This is a genomic window from Streptomyces sp. NPDC000941 (assembly GCF_053599555.1).
The window spans coordinates 54722-72972 of record NZ_JBSFMM010000020.1; the positions used below are offsets into that span (position 1 = coordinate 54722).

The 18251-nt window shown below is 72.2% G+C and carries 18 protein-coding genes and 1 pseudogene; 12 read left to right on the forward strand and 7 right to left on the reverse strand.

Annotated features, from left to right (window positions below):
• The first annotated feature begins 12 nt into the window (after positions 1 to 12).
• The 6 genes and pseudogenes from cofD (at position 13) to ACWDSL_RS09795 (ending at position 6319) form a co-directional block, all read left to right on the forward strand.
• On the forward strand, positions 13 to 1005 hold the full coding sequence (gene cofD, locus ACWDSL_RS09770; RefSeq protein WP_450483459.1) for a 2-phospho-L-lactate transferase: 993 nt from the start codon (positions 13 to 15) through the stop codon (positions 1003 to 1005).
• Positions 1002 to 2441 (forward strand): coenzyme F420-0:L-glutamate ligase, encoded by a 1440-nt coding sequence (locus ACWDSL_RS09775; protein ID WP_450483461.1) that lies wholly within the window; start codon positions 1002 to 1004, stop codon positions 2439 to 2441. The genes cofD and ACWDSL_RS09775 overlap by 4 nt, the downstream gene beginning before the upstream one ends.
• 139 nt (positions 2442 to 2580) lie before the next feature.
• A pseudogene (locus tag ACWDSL_RS09780) lies at positions 2581 to 3518 on the forward strand (ATP-binding cassette domain-containing protein).
• The gene (locus tag ACWDSL_RS09785; protein WP_450483463.1) at positions 3515 to 4321 is read left to right on the forward strand and encodes an ABC transporter permease; all 807 of its coding nucleotides are present in this window, start codon (positions 3515 to 3517) and stop codon (positions 4319 to 4321) included. Before ACWDSL_RS09780 ends, ACWDSL_RS09785 begins: the two are co-directional and overlap by 4 nt.
• Before the next feature lie 79 nt (positions 4322 to 4400).
• The gene (locus tag ACWDSL_RS09790) at positions 4401 to 5660 is read left to right on the forward strand and encodes a sensor histidine kinase (RefSeq protein WP_450483465.1); all 1260 of its coding nucleotides are present in this window, start codon (positions 4401 to 4403) and stop codon (positions 5658 to 5660) included.
• Positions 5657 to 6319, forward strand: a complete 663-nt coding sequence (locus ACWDSL_RS09795; protein WP_450483467.1) for a response regulator — start codon at positions 5657 to 5659, stop codon at positions 6317 to 6319. Before ACWDSL_RS09790 ends, ACWDSL_RS09795 begins: the two co-directional genes overlap by 4 nt.
• Before the next feature lie 52 nt (positions 6320 to 6371).
• On the opposite strand, the gene ACWDSL_RS09800 is transcribed toward ACWDSL_RS09795, so the two are convergent.
• Complete coding sequence (locus ACWDSL_RS09800) at positions 6372 to 7850, reverse strand: serine/threonine-protein kinase (protein WP_450483468.1); 1479 nt, start codon at positions 7848 to 7850, stop codon at positions 6372 to 6374.
• Positions 7851 to 8070: 220 nt separating this feature from the next.
• Here ACWDSL_RS09800 and ACWDSL_RS09805 point away from each other — a divergent pair, with 220 nt between their 5' ends.
• Entirely contained in the window at positions 8071 to 8430 is a 360-nt protein-coding gene (locus ACWDSL_RS09805; protein ID WP_450483470.1) for a hypothetical protein, read from the forward strand.
• Between the two features lie 85 nt (positions 8431 to 8515).
• Positions 8516 to 9019 (forward strand): hypothetical protein, encoded by a 504-nt coding sequence (locus ACWDSL_RS09810; RefSeq protein WP_450483472.1) that lies wholly within the window; start codon positions 8516 to 8518, stop codon positions 9017 to 9019.
• On the opposite strand, the gene ACWDSL_RS09815 is transcribed toward ACWDSL_RS09810, so the two are convergent.
• From ACWDSL_RS09815 to ACWDSL_RS09830, 4 genes are read right to left on the reverse strand one after another with little or no spacing between them, the layout of a single operon-like run.
• Positions 9016 to 9441 carry a lasso peptide biosynthesis B2 protein gene (locus ACWDSL_RS09815; protein WP_450483474.1) on the reverse strand — a complete coding sequence of 142 codons (426 nt, stop codon included), beginning with the start codon at positions 9439 to 9441 and terminating at the stop codon, positions 9016 to 9018. The genes ACWDSL_RS09810 and ACWDSL_RS09815 overlap by 4 nt on opposite strands.
• Positions 9438 to 9698: a lasso peptide biosynthesis PqqD family chaperone gene (locus ACWDSL_RS09820; RefSeq protein ID WP_450483476.1), complete on the reverse strand. Its 261-nt coding sequence runs from the start codon at positions 9696 to 9698 to the stop codon at positions 9438 to 9440. The genes ACWDSL_RS09815 and ACWDSL_RS09820 overlap by 4 nt, the downstream gene beginning before the upstream one ends.
• A complete protein-coding gene (locus ACWDSL_RS09825; RefSeq protein ID WP_450483478.1) occupies positions 9695 to 11542 on the reverse strand; it encodes an asparagine synthase-related protein in 1848 nt (615 codons plus the stop codon). The genes ACWDSL_RS09820 and ACWDSL_RS09825 overlap by 4 nt, the downstream gene beginning before the upstream one ends.
• A 39-nt stretch (positions 11543 to 11581) precedes the next feature.
• The gene (locus ACWDSL_RS09830) at positions 11582 to 11728 is read right to left on the reverse strand and encodes a keywimysin-related RiPP (protein WP_450483480.1); all 147 of its coding nucleotides are present in this window, start codon (positions 11726 to 11728) and stop codon (positions 11582 to 11584) included.
• A 319-nt stretch (positions 11729 to 12047) separates the two neighbouring features.
• On the opposite strand from ACWDSL_RS09830, the gene ACWDSL_RS09835 reads away from it, so the two are divergent.
• Genes ACWDSL_RS09835 through ACWDSL_RS09845 form a run of 3 tightly spaced genes read left to right on the forward strand, consistent with a single transcriptional unit; the run spans position 12048 to position 15240 of the window.
• Positions 12048 to 12590, forward strand: a complete 543-nt coding sequence (locus ACWDSL_RS09835; RefSeq protein ID WP_450483482.1) for a PadR family transcriptional regulator — start codon at positions 12048 to 12050, stop codon at positions 12588 to 12590.
• Positions 12587 to 13462 (forward strand): ABC transporter ATP-binding protein, encoded by an 876-nt coding sequence (locus tag ACWDSL_RS09840; RefSeq protein ID WP_450483484.1) that lies wholly within the window; start codon positions 12587 to 12589, stop codon positions 13460 to 13462. Before ACWDSL_RS09835 ends, ACWDSL_RS09840 begins: the two co-directional genes overlap by 4 nt.
• 2 nt (positions 13463 to 13464) lie before the next feature.
• Complete coding sequence (locus ACWDSL_RS09845; protein WP_450483486.1) at positions 13465 to 15240, forward strand: FtsX-like permease family protein; 1776 nt, start codon at positions 13465 to 13467, stop codon at positions 15238 to 15240.
• A 37-nt stretch (positions 15241 to 15277) separates the two neighbouring features.
• Here the strand turns inward: ACWDSL_RS09845 and ACWDSL_RS09850 are convergent, their stop codons facing one another.
• A complete protein-coding gene (locus ACWDSL_RS09850) occupies positions 15278 to 16522 on the reverse strand; it encodes a WD40 repeat domain-containing protein (RefSeq protein WP_450483488.1) in 1245 nt (414 codons plus the stop codon).
• 134 nt (positions 16523 to 16656) lie between these two features.
• The gene (locus tag ACWDSL_RS09855; RefSeq protein ID WP_450483490.1) at positions 16657 to 17589 is read right to left on the reverse strand and encodes an NAD-dependent epimerase/dehydratase family protein; all 933 of its coding nucleotides are present in this window, start codon (positions 17587 to 17589) and stop codon (positions 16657 to 16659) included.
• A gap of 136 nt (positions 17590 to 17725) precedes the next feature.
• On the opposite strand from ACWDSL_RS09855, the gene ACWDSL_RS09860 reads away from it, so the two are divergent.
• On the forward strand, positions 17726 to 18251 hold a 526-nt coding region (locus tag ACWDSL_RS09860), incomplete at its 3' end, for a TetR/AcrR family transcriptional regulator (protein WP_450483492.1).

Consider the following 18251-nt stretch of genomic DNA (forward strand, 5'->3'; position numbering starts at 1 on the left):
CACTATGTCTGCATGCGCATTGTGGTTCTGGCAGGCGGCATCGGCGGCGCCCGTTTTCTCCGCGGTCTGAAGTCGGCGGCGCCGGACGCCGACATCACCGTCATCGGGAACACCGGCGACGACATCCACCTCTTCGGGCTGAAGGTCTGCCCCGACCTCGACACGGTGATGTACACCCTCGGCGGCGGCATCCACGAGGACCAGGGCTGGGGCCGGGCGGAAGAGACCTTCGCCGTCAAGGATGAGCTGGCGGCGTACGGCGTCGGGCCCGAGTGGTTCGGCCTGGGCGACCGGGACTTCGCCACGCACATCGTCCGGACGCAGATGATCGGCGCGGGCTATCCGCTGAGCGCCGTCACCGAGGCCCTGTGCGCGCGCTGGCAGCCCGGCGTACGGCTGCTGCCGATGACCGACGACCGGATCGAGACACACGTCCTGATCGACGACCCCGCCGCCCAGACTGCCGAGGGGGCCGCCGAGGGCCGCCCCGTGCGCAAGGCCGTGCACTTCCAGGAGTACTGGGTGCGGCTGCGCGCCTCCGTGCCCGCCCACGCGGTCATCCCCGTCGGCGCCGAGCAGGCCAAGCCCGCGCCCGGGGTGCTGGAGGCCATCGCCGGGGCCGACGTCATCGTCTTCCCGCCCTCCAACCCCGTCGTCAGCGTCGGCACCATCCTGGCCGTGCCCGGCGTCCGGGAGGCCATCGCCGACGCCGGGGTGCCCGTGGTGGGCCTGTCCCCCATCGTCGGCGACGCGCCCGTGCGCGGCATGGCCGACAAGGTGCTGGCCGCCGTGGGCGTCGAGTCCACCGCCGCGGCCGTCGCCCGCCACTACGGCTCCGGGCTGCTCGACGGCTGGCTCGTGGACACCGTGGATGCCGCCACCGTGGACGAGGTGGAGGCGGCCGGGATCCGCTGCCGCGCCGTCCCGCTGATGATGACCGACATCGAGGCGACGGCCCGGATGGCCGCGGAGGCCCTGAAGCTGGCCGAGGAGGTACGGGCATGACGCAGGCCCCGACGTACCCGGGCATGACCCAGGCGCCGACGTACCGCGTGTGGGCGCTTCCCGGCATCCCCGAGGTCCGCCCCGGCGACGACCTCGCCAAGCTCATCGCCGACGCCGCGACCGCCGAGGGCCTGCCGGGGCTCGCCGACGGCGATGTCCTGCTCGTCACCTCCAAGATCGTCAGCAAGGCGGAGGGGCGCGTCGTCCAGGCCGAGGACCGCGAGGCCGCCATAGACGCCGAGGCCGTCCGGGTCGTCGCCCGGCGCGGGCGCACCCGCATCGTGGAGACCCGGCACGGCCTGGTGATGGCCGCGGCCGGGGTCGACGCCTCCAACACCCCTGCCGGGACCGTGCTGTTGCTCCCCGAGGACTCCGACGCCTCCGCGCGGCGCATCCAGGCCGGGCTGCGGGACGCGCTCGGGGTCGAGGTGGGAGTGGTGGTCACCGACACCTTCGGGCGGCCGTGGCGCAGCGGAGTGACCGACGTCGCCATCGGCGCGGCCGGGGTGCGGGTGCTGGAGGACCTGCGCGGCGGCACCGACGCCCATGGCAACCCGCTGAGCGCCACCGTGGTCGCCACGGCCGACGAGCTGGCCTCGGCGGGAGACCTGGTCAAGGGGAAGGCGGGCGGGCTGCCGGTGGCGGTGGTGCGGGGTTTGCCGCATGTCGTACGTACGGCGGGCCCTGACGGTACGGACCACTCCGGCAGCCCGGAAAGCCGCGTCAGCCCCAGTGCCGCTGCCGACCCCGCCGACCCTGCCGACTCCGCCGACCCCGACCTGGGTGCCCGGCCCCTGATCCGCGGGGCCGCCGACGACATGTTCCGGCTCGGGACCTCCGAGGCCGTCCGGGAGGCCGTCACGCTGCGCCGTACGGTGCGGGAGTTCACCGACGAGCCGGTGGACGGCGCCGCGGTGCGCCGGGCCGTGGCCGCCGCGATCACGGCCCCGGCCCCGCACCACACCACGCCCTGGCGGTTCGTCCTCCTGGAGTCGGAGGAGCCGCGGCTGCGGCTGCTCGACGCGATGCGCGAGGCATGGATCGCGGATCTGCGCGGCGACGGCTTCTCCGAGGAGAGCATCGCCAAGCGGGTGCGGCGCGGGGATGTGCTGCGCAAGGCGCCCTATCTGGTCGTGCCCTGCCTGGTCGCGGACGGCGCCCATGACTACCCGGACGCCCGGCGGAGCACCGCCGAGCGCGAGATGTTCGTGGTGGCGGCGGGCGCCGGGGTGCAGAACCTGCTGGTCGCGCTGGCGGGTGAGGGTCTGGGGTCGGCGTGGGTGTCGTCGACGATGTTCTGCCGTCCGGTGGTGCGTCAGATGCTGGGGCTGCCCGAGGAGTGGGACCCGATGGGGGCGGTCGCGGTGGGCCGCGCGGCGGCGCCGCCCTCGGCCCGGCCGCCGCGGGACGCGGACGCGTTTCTGGTGGTGCGCTAGAAAACCCCGTCCCTTAGGGGCCGTCCCCCCACGGTCGTACGGGGCCCGGGAACTTCCGTCCGCGGGGGGACGGGTCCGCCCAGCTCGCTGCCTAGGTTCAAGAGCCGTAGGAGAAACCCGGCGGCGAGAGGCGGCAGGCGTGATCGAGGCACGAGGGCTCACCAAGCGATACGGGGCCAGAACGGCGGTCGAGGACCTGACCTTTACGGTCAAGACCGGCAGGGTCACCGGCTTTCTGGGGCCCAACGGCGCGGGCAAGTCCACGACCATGCGCATGGTCCTCGGCCTGGACGCCCCCACCCGCGGCCGGGTCACCGTGGCCGGCCGCCCGTACGCGGAGCACCCCGCCCCGCTCACCGTGGCCGGCGCCCTCCTGGAGGCCAAGTCCATCCACAAGGGGCGGTCGGCCCTCGGCCATCTGATGGCCCTCGCACACACCCACGGCATCCCCCGTCGCCGCGTCGAGCAGGTCCTCGACCAGGTCGGGCTGAGCGAGGCGGCGGGCAGGCGCGTGGGGGCTTCTCGCTCGGGATGGGCCAGGGGGCACCTCCCAGCGGTAGCTGGGGGAGGCTGGGCATCGCCGCCGCGCTGCTCGGCGACCCCGGCACAGTCATCCTGGACGAGCCGGTCAACGGCCTCGACCCGGAGGGCGTGCGGTGGATCCGTACGCTCCTCAAGGAACTGGCGGCCGAGGGGCGTACCGTCTTCGTCTCGTCCCATCTGATGAGCGAAATGGCGGTCACCGCCGAGCACTTGATCATCATCGGGCGCGGCAGGCTGCTGGCCGACACCACCGTGGAGGAGTTCGTGCGGAGCGCCGGGGTGGGCGAGGTCAGGGTCGTCAGTCCGGAGGCGGCGCGGCTGCGCGACCTGCTGGCCGCGCCCGGCGTCGAGATCACCTCGGACGCGCCCGGCACGCTCCGCGTCACCGGCGCGGACGGCGAGCACATCGGGAGCGCCGCGGCGCGCCACGGCATCCCCGTCTACGAACTCACCCCGCACACCGCCTCCCTGGAAGAAGCCTTCATGGAACTCACCCGCGACGCCGTCGAGTACCGCGAGGGGGCCGCCGCATGACCGCCGCGACGGCCGCGACGGCCGGGACCGCCACCGCCGCATACCGGGTGACGACACGGCGCGTGCTGCGCTCGGAGTGGTCCAAGCTGTGGTCGGTGCGCTCCACGGGGCTCGCGCTCGGTGCCGCCGCACTGCTGACGATCGCCATCGGCGCGGTCATCGGGGCGAACTACACCTCGGGAAACGGGGACGGGACCACCGGGCCGGTGCAATTCGCCCTCCTCGGCATCCAGTTCAGCCAGCTGATCGTGGCCGTCCTCGGGGTCATGGTGACGGCCGGTGAGTACTCGACCGGCATGGTCCGCGCCACCATGGCGGCCGTTCCCCGCCGGCTCCCGGTGCTGTGGGCCAAGGCAGCCGTCTTCGGTGCCACCGCCTTCGCCACACTGCTGATGACCGCCTTCGCCACCTTCCTGCTCGCCCAGACCTTCCTGAACGGCACCGACCAGGAGGCCGCGCTGACCGACCCGGGGATCGCCCGCGCCCTGGTCGGCGCGGCGGCCGGGATCGCCCTCATCGGGGTGATCTCGCTCGCGCTCGGCGCGGCGCTGCGCGGCGTTCCGGCCGGGATCGGCGCGTACATCGGCGGGGTGCTGATCCTGCCGGAGGTGGTGGGCATGCTGCCGTTCGGGGCGGCGGAGGACGCCGTCGCGTACTTCCCCTCGCGGACCCTGGAGGCCCTGATGGCGACGGGCTCGGCGGCGGATCTGCTCTCGCCGGGGGTGGCGTTCGTGGCGCTGTGCGCCTGGGTGGCGGTCGCGCTGGGCGCGGCGGGGCTGCTGCTGCGCCGCCGCGACGTGTGACGGAGCGACCGGCCCCAGAGACAGACCAACCCGAGACCGAGCGACCGGGAGTTGGAGCGCCTGGAAGATGGAGAGCCCGATGACCTCCGAGTGGTCCCCCGGCACCCTGTCGCTGACCCGCCGCTTCCACCTGGCCGTGCGGCGCGTACGGGACTTCGACGCCCGCCGGCCGCTGGTGTGGGACCTGCTGCTGACGGGCGTACTGGCCCTGGCCGCGCTGGCCGACCTCATCGGTGCGCGGTGGAAGCTGACGGCGCACGGGACGGATGTGCCGGGCTGGCTGCCGTGGCTGGTGACCGTCGGATTCGTACTGCCCGCGGCCTGGCGGCGGCGCAGGCCCCTCGCGGTCATGTGCGTACTGGCGGTGCCGGGGTTCGTCGACTCCTGGACCGGGATCGCTCTGGAGGCCGGGGCGATCCGGATGGCGGTCCTGTACGGGATCGCGGTACGGCGGCCCTGGCCCGAGCTGGTCTGGGCGAGCGCGCTCGCCGCCGCCCAGATCACCGTCTCCGCCGTGCGGTGGCCCGAGGGCGACTTCGACCAGCAGCTCGTGCCGTACCTGATGACGTGCGCGGTCATGGTGCTCGCCGGCATCGCGGTCCGCACCCGCCGCGACTACACGGCCTCGCTGCTGGAACGGGCCCGGCAGCTGGAGGTGGAGCGGGACCAGCAGGCCCGGCTGGCCACCGCGGCGGAACGGGCCCGGATCGCCGGAGAGATGCACGACATCATCGGCCACCACCTGTCCGTCATCACCGGCCTGGCCGACGGCGGCTCGTACGCGGCCCGCAAGAACCCCGAGCGCGCGACACAGGCCCTGGAGGCCATCGGCGACACCAGCCGCGAGGCCCTGGGCGAACTGCGCAAGCTGCTGGGCATGTTGCGGGACGCGACCGCCGAGCTGGCCCCGCAGCCCGCGCTCGCGGACCTCGACCAGTTGCTGGGCCGGGTCCGCGAGGCGGGGCTGCCGGTGCGGGTGACCACCTCGGGCCGGGGCGGCGAGCTCTCCCCCGGTCTGCAACTCGCCGTCTACCGCATCGTCCAGGAAGCCCTCACCAACACCCTCAAGCACGCCGGGCCCGGCGCGCGCGCCGAGGTGACCATCGGATACGCGCCGCACGGCGTCGACCTCGGCATCACGGACACGGCGGGCTCCGGCACCGCCTCGGACGCCTCGGACGGCCCGGACGGCCCGGACGCCTCGGACGGCGGCCAGGGCATCCCCGGTATGCGGCAGCGCGCCGCGCTGTACGGCGGCACACTCGACGCGGGTCCGCTGCCCTCGGGCGGCTGGCGCGTACACGTACATCTACCGGCCGAGCGGAGCGGGCAGCAGTGACCACGGTGGCGATCGCGGACGACCAGGCCATGCAGCGCTTCGGCTTCCGGATGCTGTTGGAGAGCCAGGACGACATGGCGCTGGTCGGCGAGGCCGAGACCGGCGCCGCGGCCGTACGGCTGTGCGCCGAGCTGCAGCCGGACGTGGTGCTGATGGACGTACGGATGCCCGGCCTCGACGGCATCGAGGCCACCCGCCGTATCGTCGCGTCCGGCGGCCGCACCCGCGTGCTGATCCTCACCACCTTCGACCTCGACGAGTACGCCCACGCCGGCCTGCGGGCCGGTGCGAGCGGCTTCCTCGTCAAGGACGCCCGCCCGGAGGAACTGCTCGCGGGCATCCGGGCCGTGGCGAGCGGCGACGCGGTCGTCGCCCCGACCCTGACCCGCCGCCTCCTCGACCGCTACGCCCACCACCTCCCCGCGCCCGACACCACCACCGGAGCCGACCCCCGCCTGGCGGCCCTCACCGGCCGTGAGCGCGAAGTGCTGACGGCGATCGGCCGGGGCTGGACGAACGGCGAGATCGCGGAGCGGCTGGTCGTCGCGGAGTCCACCGTCAAGACGCACGTGGGCCGCATCCTCGCGAAGATCGGCGCCCGGGACCGCGTCCAGGCGGTGATCTTCGCGTACGACACCCGGCTGGTCCGGCCGGAGTAGTGGACACGGCCGGAATGGCTCCACGCGTCCTTGCCACCGCAAGGCTCGACGGTTACGTGTCGCCTGCCTTCTTCCAGAGCTGGTACGTGAAGTTCGCCCGCCCAAGGGCACCGTCCTCGTAGCTTGCCACCTTGGCGATCCGGAGGTAGCCGTATCGGCCCTCGGTGGTCTTGACGCAGAGGATCATGCCCTTGGAAAGGTCACTGCCCAGGAATCCAGAGTTTTGGGAACCCTTCCAGCCAACGTTGCCGGACTGGCAGTCAGCCGGGCCGGCCGGAGGGCTGTCGTGGGGGTATCGGGCGAGTTCGGTGGAGGCGAGGGCAGCGAGCCTGTTGCGGACGATCGCGAGGTCGGTGCCTGCATTCCCCTCTTCTTCCTGCCCAAGGGACGCGGTATCCAGGTCGACATTCCCGCCGGACGGATCCGGGCAGGTCACCACGGGCGAGTGGGTGCACAACGCAACCTCGCCCTTTTTATACAGACGCGGCTCCCGGGACGTGCCCGTGCCGTCTCCCGATGCGGCGATCGTCACCGCGAGCACGACCGCGAGCAGAATCGCCATGCCGGCCACACCGGCGGCCGCCAGCCGCCAGCGGCGCGAGCGACCTGCCCAGACTGCCGCGACCGCGCCTCGGAGCGCCGCACGCCCAGGGGCACCGGCAGGGGACGTGACGGCTGTTGGCCTTTCGGGGACGGGGACGGGGACGGTGGGGCCGGTATCCAGCATCGCCAGCGCCTCGGAGACGGTGGCCCTGGTGGCAGGGGCCTTGTCCAGCAGCCGCGTGAGGAGTCGGGCGAGTTCGCCGGCGTGCTTCGGAGGATCCGGCTCGTGCGCCATGACGGCTGCGACCGAGGCCGTGGGGGTGGCGCGGTGGAACGGGGAGACACCCTCCACCGCGTGGTAGAGGGTGACGCCCAGGGAGAACAGGTCGCCGGCGGGGCTGTCGTCACCGTGCCCGATCCGCTCGGGCGCGATGTACTCGAGGGAGCCGATCACCCCGCCGGTTGCGGTCAGTGCGGTGTCGGCATCGTGCACGGCGATGCCGAAGTCGGCAAGCAGGACCCGGCCGTCGTCGGCGAGCATCACGTTGGACGGCTTGACGTCGCGGTGCACGATGCCGGCCGCATGCGCCGCCCGCAACGCTCCCAGGACCGCCTCGGCGATCCTCCGTACCTCCGCGGCCGGGACGCGGCCACGTTCGCGGATCTCCTCCTCCAGGGAGCCCCCGGTCACCAACTCCATGACGATCCACGGCACATCGTCCTCCCGCACCACGTCATGGACGGCCACGATGTTGGGGTGGGTGCGCAGCCGCGCGGCGTTGCGGGCCTCGTGGATGGCGCGGTTCACCCGCTCGGTACGCTCCGCGCCGGACCCGGCGTGGGAGAGCGTGACCTCCTTGAGCGCAACGTCGACACGCAGCCTCTCGTCCCGGGCCTTCCACACCCGTCCGAAGCCGCCGGAACCCAATGCGTCGATGAGCCGATAGCGTCCCGCGACCAAGCGGCCCACACGTGTTTCGCTCGCCATCTGTTCCCCCATCGGCCTCGCAGCGAGGACCCAGCATGGCATGACCGGCATGGCGGCCAGTGTCTGCGCCGACCCCTGGTGCGCTTACCGCTGAGAGGCGTGCCCGATCGCGGTACGCACCGCCGACCACCGGCACAATCAAGATTCGCCCCAGGTTCTCCCACACCCGTTCCAGCACGCTGCCACCACAGCAACCGGACCCGAACGAAAGCAGGCACACATGCGCAAGACACGCACCGCCCTCACCGTCCTCGCCCTTTCGGCCGCTGCGCTGACAGGCACGACCACCGGCGCCGCCGCCACCGGCAGCTCCTCAACCAGCCGTGCGGCCGCGGCTCCGTGCACCGTGCCCGACGCGTTCTGCGCCACCAGCGGCAGCGGCGACCAGCTCGTCCTGCACTGCGGCGAGTCCGCATTGGAGCCTTGGGGCGGCGTCGGATACTGGGACAACCGCCTTCCCGGAGGCGGCATAGTCAAGATGTTCGACTACTACGGCTCCGTGAACCATGTCGCGCCCGCCGACTCCGGTCCCACCGAGATCAACTGGAGTCTCGTCTGGGCGCTGCGCGCCTACTGCTGACACCTGCTCGACGCGCGGCGCGTGCCAGAGCACTGCGACATGGGCCGGAGGCGGCGCCGAAACTTCGCCGTAGAGAGGATCGACCGTGACCTCGGACCACGACATGCTCTGGCGCCGCTGTGCGGACCTGGGCTGTGTTCTGCTGCCACTGATGGACCAGGAGCCATGGCGGCAGACCCGTCGCCGCGAAAACCTGCGGACTTGGGGCATCGACACGGTCGAAGGCGAGCGCCTGATCGAGGTCTTCGCGGCTCTGGCTGCCCACGCCGTCGTGGCCGAAGCTGCCGTGTCCGCCGCGGAATTCGGCGCTCTACCCCTCAGTGCCGTGGCCGAAGCGGCGACCGGCAAGCGCGACATCGAACTGCTTGCCGGGCTCCCGGGCACCTTCTCCGACGGCCGTGACGGACAGGCTGTCGGCCTCTTCCGCCTGTACGCCTACCAAGGCGGGCAGGCCGGCCGCCGGCTCTTCCAGCTGAGCAGGGAACTGCGCCACACACTGCTCGTCCTCGCTGAACGCTCGCCGATGTCGTCCCCCACCTGCGGAGACGTCTTCCGCCGGGCGGCCGAGGCCGGCCTGCTGCAGCCCTAGGCACCTTCCGCCGGCACCGAGAACAGGGGGCGGAAGTAGGAAGGGTCCGTCTTCTCCTCGACCATGCGTCCCTCGGCCTCCACCCACGCATGGGCGCCGAAGGGCAGGCGGGCCCGTACTCCCACCGTCCAGGTGGGCCAGGTGCCGCGGGCCCGGCACAGCAGGACGGTCGCCAGTGAACGAGGCAGGCACCCTTCGTCCCCGGCGCAGCGGAGGCTGACGGCCACCACGGCCTCCCGGGCGGCGCGGGCCTCCTCGTACGTGGCCGGGCGGGCGCCCCTGCGCAGGCGGGTCAGGATGGCTCGGGTCCGGGCCGGCGGCTTGGCGGCCAGGCGCCGGGCGACGGCCACGGCGAGCAGCACCAGCAGGCGGCGGCCCGGGGAGAGCCGGACCTTCGTCCGGTGCGGTACGACCGAACTCAACGCTGCCGCACCACCTTCGCCTGCTGGAGACTGGTCATCAGCCCCTCCACGTCCGCGCGGGCGCGTGGCTCGTCGACGTCGTAGGCGGCCATCAGCCGCTCGGTGGTCTCCTGCACCGTGCTGCCGTCGACCAGGGCGCGGAAGGCGAGGGACGCGGTCCCGTTGAGCTGCCAGTAGCGGCCGTCCCTGCCGTCCAGCAGAACCGTTCCGTAGTCGGTGTCCACTGTTGAGACGTCGGGGTGCAGTCTCCATGTCATGGTTGTCTCCTGCCTCCTGTCGGCTGGGTAGCCGTTGCCCGGGCCCACAGTTCACAGCTGAGCGCGGACTGCATCGCGCCTCGGTGGAGGCTGTCGGTGTAGGACAGGTCGAACAGTTCGCGCAGCGGCCCGGGGTCGATCAGGCCCAGGGCGGCCAGGCGGGAGCCGTCCCACAGTTCCGCGAGTTCCCGCCGGTGCGCTTCGAAACCCTCGGCGACGAGCGTGGTGCCGTCGCCCTTGGTCCGGCGGGTCAGCACCCCCGGCGGCATGATGTCCGCCATTGCCGTCTTGATGAGGGGTTTGAACTCCCAGGGGGTGACGCGTTCTTCGGGCCGGACGGCCAGGCATGCCTGCATGACCCGGTCGTCGAGGAAGGGGGAAGTATGGCTGAAATCCTGGGTTTCGGTCAGTTGGTGGCACTGACGGACGAGCCGCCCGGCGTCCTGGATGGCCAGGAGGTCGTTGTGCCGCCCCCGCGTCGGCGCAAGCGGCTCAACCGTCGCGGCCGTGTCGTGCAGGGTGCGGGTCACCAGGTCCCTGGCGTCCGGGGTGAGCCATACGGGCAGGCTGGGGAAGTGGCCCCAGTCGGACAGGGGGTTCGGGGTACGGCGGGCGCGGCCGTGGGCCCGGTCCGCGAACCAGCGGCGGTAGGAGCGGCCGTCCAGCAGACCTCGGGCCTCAACGCGCCAGTTGCTGCGGCGCAGTTGGTTCAGCACCCTCAGGCGCCGGGCGGCCAACAGCGGCCTGTGGCGCAACAGGTCGTGCTGATAGGCCGGGTGACCGCACAGCAGTTGGTCGCCACCGAGCCCGTCGAGGTGCAGCCGCGAGCCGTGTGCGAGGGCCCGCCCGCGTACGGCGCGCAGCCGGGGCGCGCTCAGTACGGCGGTGGACGGCTCGTCGGGAACGCCGTCCAGCTCCATGAGGCCGCCGAAGAACCGCGGCAGTTCGCGGTGGGAGTAGACGATGTGGTTGAGGTCCGGCAGACCGGCGGCGGCCTGTCCGGCCCACTGGACGTCCTCGTCGGCCTGGTCGTCGTTCTCCATGGTGAACGTGGTGAGCGAGGGCCGGTACCGGGCGGCCAGCAGGGCGATGCTGGTGGAGTCCATGCCGCCGGAGAGGTCCGCGCTGACGGTCTGGGCGCCGCGGGTGCGCACCCGCACGGCGTCGTCCAGCGCCTGGCGCAACAGTTGGCCGCCCTCGGTCAGTGAAACCACCGGTTCGGGGGCTTGCCACCAGGGTTTGACCAGTGGCCGCCGACCGTTCGCGGACAGCGCCAGATACGAGCCCGGAGGCACCGCGGAGACGCCGCGCCACGGCGGTAGGTCATTCAGTGGGTGCGGCAGCGCGTCCAGGGTGCGCAGGGCGAGCAGGGCCGGGTCGAGCGGGGCGTCCAGTACGGCTGCCAGGACGTCCGCGCGGTCCGCGGCGATCGTCAGGGCGCCGAGCTCACCGCCCAGCCCTCCGCCCAGCTCTCCGTGGAAGACCCGGCGCAGTCCGGAAGCGGTGCCCTGTACGCGCAGGCGGCCACGCACGGAGGCGACGAGGTGGTAGCTGCCGGCCCAGGCCAGGCCCAGCCCGTCGAGGTCGGCCAGGTCGTCGATTCGGGCGGCCGCCGCGGCGAGTTCGTCCTGGGTCGCCGAGCAGTGGCCGATCACGGCGAGCCGGATGTCGCCCCGCTCCGCCACCAGCGCCCGGCCCTCGGCCAGCCGGCCGGCCACACAGGGCCGGCCGGACCGGTGCCTCAGCAGGATGCGCACGCCGTCCGTGGGGAGCCGACCGATAGCGGCTGCCGCGCCCTCGTCATCCGGCAGCGCGACGAAGCAATGCCAACCGGCATCGGCCATGTCCATGTCCTTAGGGGGTGTGCCGCATCAGCGTCGGCCTCAGAGCCTGTCGTAGAAATGAACAACGTTCTCGTAGCCGGTCAGGCCGAAGAAGCCGGTGTCCTCCTGGAAGGAGCCACACTCGACCATCTTGGGAGTTTCGTAGGCCTGGAGCTCGTTGGTCTCCTGAAGTTCGTCGCCGTGCATCACAGTTCACCTCCCCGTTGACTGGTGTGACCGCCCAGGGCAGATCGCGTTCCGAAGCGGAAGGTTTCACGGACGCCGGGATCACTCCCAACAGGCCGTTGGCCAAAGGGACTTGGGCCCCCAGCGCCGCCCTGGTGCGTGATCGACAGGGAATCACGCGGCTCACCGCGATTCAAGATTCACGATCACCCGTCCTGCCATGAATATTCCGGAACGCTCCCTCTTACTTTCGCCCCGGCCCCCTCGCGCTCACCGACTTGACGCCCCTTTTGGCTAACCGCTATCTATTGGGGAGTCGCAGAGGAGGGTGGGGTGGTCCGTGCAGGACGTGGTGCTGGCGCTGCTGGCCAAGGAGCCATCGCACGGGTACGACCTGCGCGGGCGGTTGGTGGCGGCGCTCGGGCCGCTGGGGGAGACGCTGAACGCGGGGCAGATCTATGTGACGCTCACCCGGCTCGAAAAGGCGGGCCTGGTCGTCCAGGAGCGTGAGGACGAGCCGCTGCGCGGCCCGCGCCGCAAGGTGTACGCGCTGACCGCCGCCGGGCAGGAGCGGGTGGCCGCGTGGCTGGCCGAGGACCCCGGGCCCAGAGCGGACGTGGCGGAGTTCCACCTGAAGCTGGTGGCCGCCGGCGAGTCGGGCCTGGCCGATCCGCTCGCGCTCGTGGACGCGCGGCGGCGGGAGCTGATGCGCAGCCTCGCCGAAACCCAGCGCGCCGCCCTCGCTCACGACACGGGCTCGGAGGCCGGGCTGCTCCTGGAGGGCATCGCGCTCCGGTTGCAGGCCGATCTGCGCTGGTTGGAGGCGTGCGAGCGGACCTGGTCCGGCCACATACGGCGTGGGAAAGGCAGAGGAAACGGATGACGAGTGACGGTCAGCGGGGCAGGGGCCGGTCGCGGCGGCGGGGTGCGGACGACAGCCCGGGCGCGGGATGGGCCGGCCGCGGGCACGGTGCGGCGGCCGGGCCCGGGCACGGTGCGGCGGCCGGGCCGGTGCTGCGTACGGTCGGCCTGGCCCGGGTGTACGGGGAGGACGAGAGCGCGGTGTGGGCCGTCGACGGGGTCGACCTCGATGTTCCCACCGGGCAGACGCTCGCCGTGACCGGGCCAAGCGGCTGTGGCAAGTCCACACTGCTCCAACTTCTCGGCGGTCTCGACCGGCCCACCGAGGGCGAGGTGTGGCTCGGCGGGCGGCGCGTCGACGACCTCGGCGAGCGGGCGCTGGCCCGGCTGCGGCGCCGCGCCATCGGGTTCGTCTTCCAGGCGTACCACCTGATGGACGAGTTGACCGCGGCGGAGAACGTCGAGCTGCCCGCGCTGCTCGCCGGCGCCTCACCGCGTACCGCCCGCCGCCGCGCCGCCGAACTCCTCGATCAGGTCGGGCTCGCCGACCGGGCCCGGCATCTGCCCTCGGAGCTGTCCGGCGGGCAGCGGCAGCGGGTCGCCATCGCCCGCGCCCTGGTCAACAAGCCGCTGGTGGTCCTCGCCGACGAGCCCACCGGAAACCTCGACAGCGCCGCGACCCACGACATCCTCCGGCTCTTCGACGAGCTGCGCACCGCCGGCCAGACCCTGGTCATGGTCACCCACGACGAACGCGTCGCCGCCACCGCCGACCGCATCGTCTCCCTGCGCGACGGCACGCTGGCCGGCGACACCCCCCTGAACACATCCCTGGAGACCAACACCGACAGCGGCACCACACGGCTCGGCACGCTCTTGAGCTGGGAGGACTGACCATGGGTCATCTGCTGCTGATGTGGCGCCTGGTCCTGCGCGATATGCGCCGCCGTCCCGGCGAGGCCGCCATGTTCCTGCTCGCCGTCACCATCGCCGGCGCCAGCCTGACCCTCGGACTGGCGACCAACGACGCTGTGGTCAGCGGGTACGAGAAGACCCGCGCGGCCACCGCGGGCCCCGACATCATCGCCACCACGACGGCCACGGACCCGTCCCGCGTGGCCGAACGCCTCGCGGACGCGCCCGGTGTGGCCGCGCACGCCGACCCGGTCTTCGCGTTCGACACCTACATCAAGGCACACGGCCGAACGGCGCACTCCTCGGTCGAGGGGCGCGAGACCTCACCGTCCGCCGTGGACCGGCCGCTGGTGACCTCCGGCACCTGGGTGCGCCCCGGCGGCGCGGTGCTCGAACGCGGCTTCGCACAAGCGCTCGGCGTACGCGTCGGCGACCGCGTCACCATCAGCGGACGCGGCTATCCGGTCGTCGGGACCGCGATCAGCGCGGCCACCGCCGTGTATCCGTGGAGCGACACGGCGCAGGGGGCCGGGCCGTCCGACTTCGGCGGCAGGATCTGGCTCACCTCAGCCGACACCCGCGCGGCGGCGGGCGACGAGCCGAGTGTCCACCTGATCCAGCTGAAGCTGACCGATCCCACCGCGACGAAACGATGGCAGGACACCGTGTTCGGCCGCGACCGCGAGGTCGACTCCACGGTCAGCGTCCACTACTGGCAGGACGTCCGCCAGACAGATCTGGCCATGATCAAGGACACCCAGCCTGCCCTCGTCGTCGGCGGCTGGCTGCTCGCCGTCGCCGCGATCGTCACCCTCGCCGCGCTCGCCACCACCCGCGCCGCCCGCGACAACCGGCGTGCCGCACTGCTCAAGGCCGTCGGCGCCGGACCCGCCACCGTCACCGCCACCCTGCTGGCGCAGTACCTGCTGCTGACCCTCCTGGCCTCCGCGCTCGGGCTGACCGCCGGAACGCTGGCCGCACCCCGCGTGGTCGATCCCAGCGCCGGGCTGCTCAACACCGTCAGCCCGCCGGACTCCGACACCGTCACCGCCGCGATCTTCCTCGCCGTCGTGGTCGCGTTGACCGGTGCGCTCGGCCCCGCCCTGCGCGCCGCCCGTACCAGCACCGTCCACGCCCTGGCCGACCCGGCGCATCTGCTCACGCGCCACCCGCGGCTGAACGCCATGACGGCGCATCTGCCCACCTCGCTCCTGCTCGGCATCCGGCTGCTCGCCCGCCGGCCCGGCCGCGCCGTCCTGGCCGCCGCCGGTACGGCTGCCACCACCCTCATGGTCACCGCCCTGCTCACCTGGCACACCGAACTCGGCGCGCGGCCCGACTTCAAGCGGTTCGGCCCCATCGAAGTGCGGGCCGACCTGACCGGCGACGTGCTGCTCGCCGTCACGGTCACGCTGGTGGCGCTGTCCACGCTCAACACCGTGCTCCTCGGCTGGAGCACCGCCGTACAGGCCCGGCGCGCCCTGTCCATCGCCCGTACCCTCGGCGCCACCCCCGGCCAGGTCGTCGCGGCGCTCTGTGCCGCGCAACTCCTGCCCGCCGTGCCCGGAGTGGCGGTGGGGGTTCCGGCCGGGCTCGGCCTGTACTGGTTGTTCGGCTCGCAGGTCTCGCCCCCGGGATCGTGGCTGCTCACCGCCGCGCTCGCCGTCCTGCTGGCCATCGCGGCGCTGACCGCGCTGCCCGCGTGGGCCCACACCCGCAGCCCCGCCGGGCGCGTCCTCAACGCCGAACCCGCCTGACGGCCCCTTCCCCCGCCTGACGGACTCCCCCGCCCGCTCAGAGTTTGCGAACGATGATGCGGCCGGTGTCGCCGCCGGAGGCGACGAGCGAGCCGTCCGCGGAGATCCTGACCGTGTACGTGCGTCCCGTTCCCAGGTCTCCTGGGCGACGCGCGAAGGCGGGGTCGCTGTGGCGGGTGGCGGCATCGACGACGTCGGTGTCGCCCCGCCGGCCGACGGCAAGGGTGGCGCCGTCGGGCGAGTAGGCCCAGCCGTAGCAGGTGGCCCAGCGGTCGGTGAGGTGCGGGTTCGGGTGCGGGAAGTGCCAGACGAGTTCGCCGGTCTCCAGGGAGTACGCGCACGGGCCCTCGGCTGACTCGGGGTTGGCGACCAGCAGCGTGTCGGCCGGATCGAAGCCGATCGCATGCGGTTTGCGGTCCATCGGGATACGGCACAGGACCGCATCCCGGTCGATGTCCCAGATCTCGACCTCGGTGACCTCGGGGTCGTCCGCCTTGTACCGGGACCCCTTGGTGAAGCACAGCGCCATGAGCTTCCCGGACGGCGAAAGCGCGCCCGCCCAGCAGCGCATGGCGGGCCGTTCCGCGGACGTCCCGAACACCTCGTTCCAGTCCTGGTCGAGTGAGTCGAGTACGCGGACGCGGTCCCCGGTGTCGAAGAGCAGCAGCCGCCGCCGGGCCGCGTCCCACGAAGGACGGACGCGGAACGGGTTGAAGTCGGCGTCCTGGAACTCTCGGTACTTGGCGAGAATCCGGGTTTGGCCGCTCGCTGGATCAAAGAGCCGCGTTTCCTCATTGAGCGCGTAGACGATGCGCTCACCACCGGCGTCGAAGTGCACGGCGTGTACGAATGTCTGCCTCTTGCCCACTGGTTCGGCGTGGATCAGCCGGCGGTGTCCGGTGGCGACGTCGATCAGGTGGATCTCGGCGCCGTACGCGTCCTTGAGCATCGTGCCGACGGCGATGGTCCGGCCGTCCGGAGACAGGTCGAACGCCTCGGCCCAGGACCGGTTGGGGACCTTGACGTCGAGCACGACGGCGCCGCGCGCCGCCTGGGCGGGGTCGGCGACGCAGGCGAAGCCCTCCCGCAGTTTCTTCCAGCGCAGTTCCTCGAACTCCCGCTCCGCCTCGCGCTCGCTCGCGCACTCCGTCACGGTTTTCCGGGGCCGCCTTCCCTCCGTCCAGGCCGAGCGAATCACCCGGGGGCCGTCGACTGCGATCCGGTAGAACTTCACCTTCGCCGGGTCGGCCGACGACCTCATCGTTGTATCCAGGCTGGTCATGCAGGTGAAGCTATACGGAGAGGCCGACAGCGTCGCGCAGTGTTCCGAGACGGCGACACGCCGTCGCTTCGGCGTGACGCTGCCTCAAACTCACCACAATGTCATGGGTATTGCCGCCTCACCGGACAGCACAATCAGCGCACGGTGGTCGTGTGCAAACCTTCGATGGTCTCTCGCAACGCCTCGTCGGTCGAAGTCGGCTCGATCCCGAAAGCGGCCGTGGCGGCGGACGAGTCGAGCACGAAGGGCCGTCGCAGCTGGTACTGGACCTCAAGCATCTCCCGCGCGGCCGGGTTGAAGAGCCCGGCGAGCCGGAGTGCGAAGCCGGGCATCGTGGCCACGCGGGCGGCGGGTGCTTCCGCCAGTTCGGCGGCGCGGGTGGCGAGCGCGCGGATGGACAGCGGAGGCGCGGTGGGCACGTGCCACGGTCGCCCCCACGCGTTCTCGTCAGCGGCGACCGCGACAAGGGCGCGGGCCACGTCGCCGACGTAGGTCCAGCTGTGTGGTGCGTCCAGGTCGGCGGGTATGGAACCGCGCCGACCGGCGAGCACCTTGGGCAGCACCATGGCGCTGAACGGGGAGAGGGCGCCCGCGCCCAGGTAGTCCGATCCGCGGACCTCTGCCGTACGGATTCGTCCGGCTTCGTGCGCGGCCAGTGCGTCGGCCCACAGTTTGGCCCGGACCTCGCCCTTCACCGAGTTGGGACGCAGCGGCAGTTGCTCGGTCATCGGGACATCGACCTGGCCGTAGCCGTACAGGTTGCCGGTGGTGACGAGCACCGCGCCGGTGGCCTCTGCGGCCCGCATGAGTGCCGTGCCGAGCGGCGGCCAATCGGCAGCCCAGCGGTGATACGCGGGGCCCGCGCAGCTGTACAGCGCGACGGCGCCTTCGGCGTGCCGAGCGAGCGTGTCCGAGTCGGTCGCGTCTGCCGCGACGCGTTCGATCCCGGCGAGTTCCGGCCCGCCGCCGCGGCGGGTGATCAGGCGGACTCGCTCACCTCTGCCGATGAGCAACCGTGCGGTGGCCGCGCCGACCGGGCCGGCTCCGACGATGACATGAAGGCCCATGAACGAACACTCTCCTCAAACTCGGCCGAGAACAGTGTTCTCGAATGAGGACACCGTAGCCAGCACGGGATCACGATGTCAAGAACACTGTTCTCGCCCAGTTCTCATGTTCTCGAACCTGTGCGACACTGCTGATATGTCCGCGTCGTCGCTGCGTGCCCGCATCCGCTCGGAGATGAACCACGAGATCAAGGAGGTCGCGCGGCGGCATCTCGCCACAGACGGCGTGAACCTGTCCCTACGGGCCGTGGCCAGAGACATGGACATCGTCGCCTCGGCCCTGTACCGGTACTTCCCGAGCCGTGACGCCCTGCTCACCGCGTTGATCACCGACGCCTACGAGGCACTGGGCGCGGCCGCGACCGAAGCCGAATCGGCCGTTCCGCGTGACGACCTGCGCGGCCGATGGATGGCCGTCTGCCGCGCCACGCGTACGTGGGCGCTGGCGCATCCCGCTGAGTACGGGCTGCTGTACGGAAGCCCAGTGCCCGGTTACGCCGCGCCGCACCACACCACGGCGCCAGCCGCGAAAGTGGTGCTTCTGCTCGTCGATATCGCCATCGACGGCGCGGAGCGCCTGGAGCCCGTGCCATCACCGCTCCCCGAACCCGTCCGCGCCGACCTGCGCCGCCTGATCGACCAACACCCGGGCGACCTGCCGG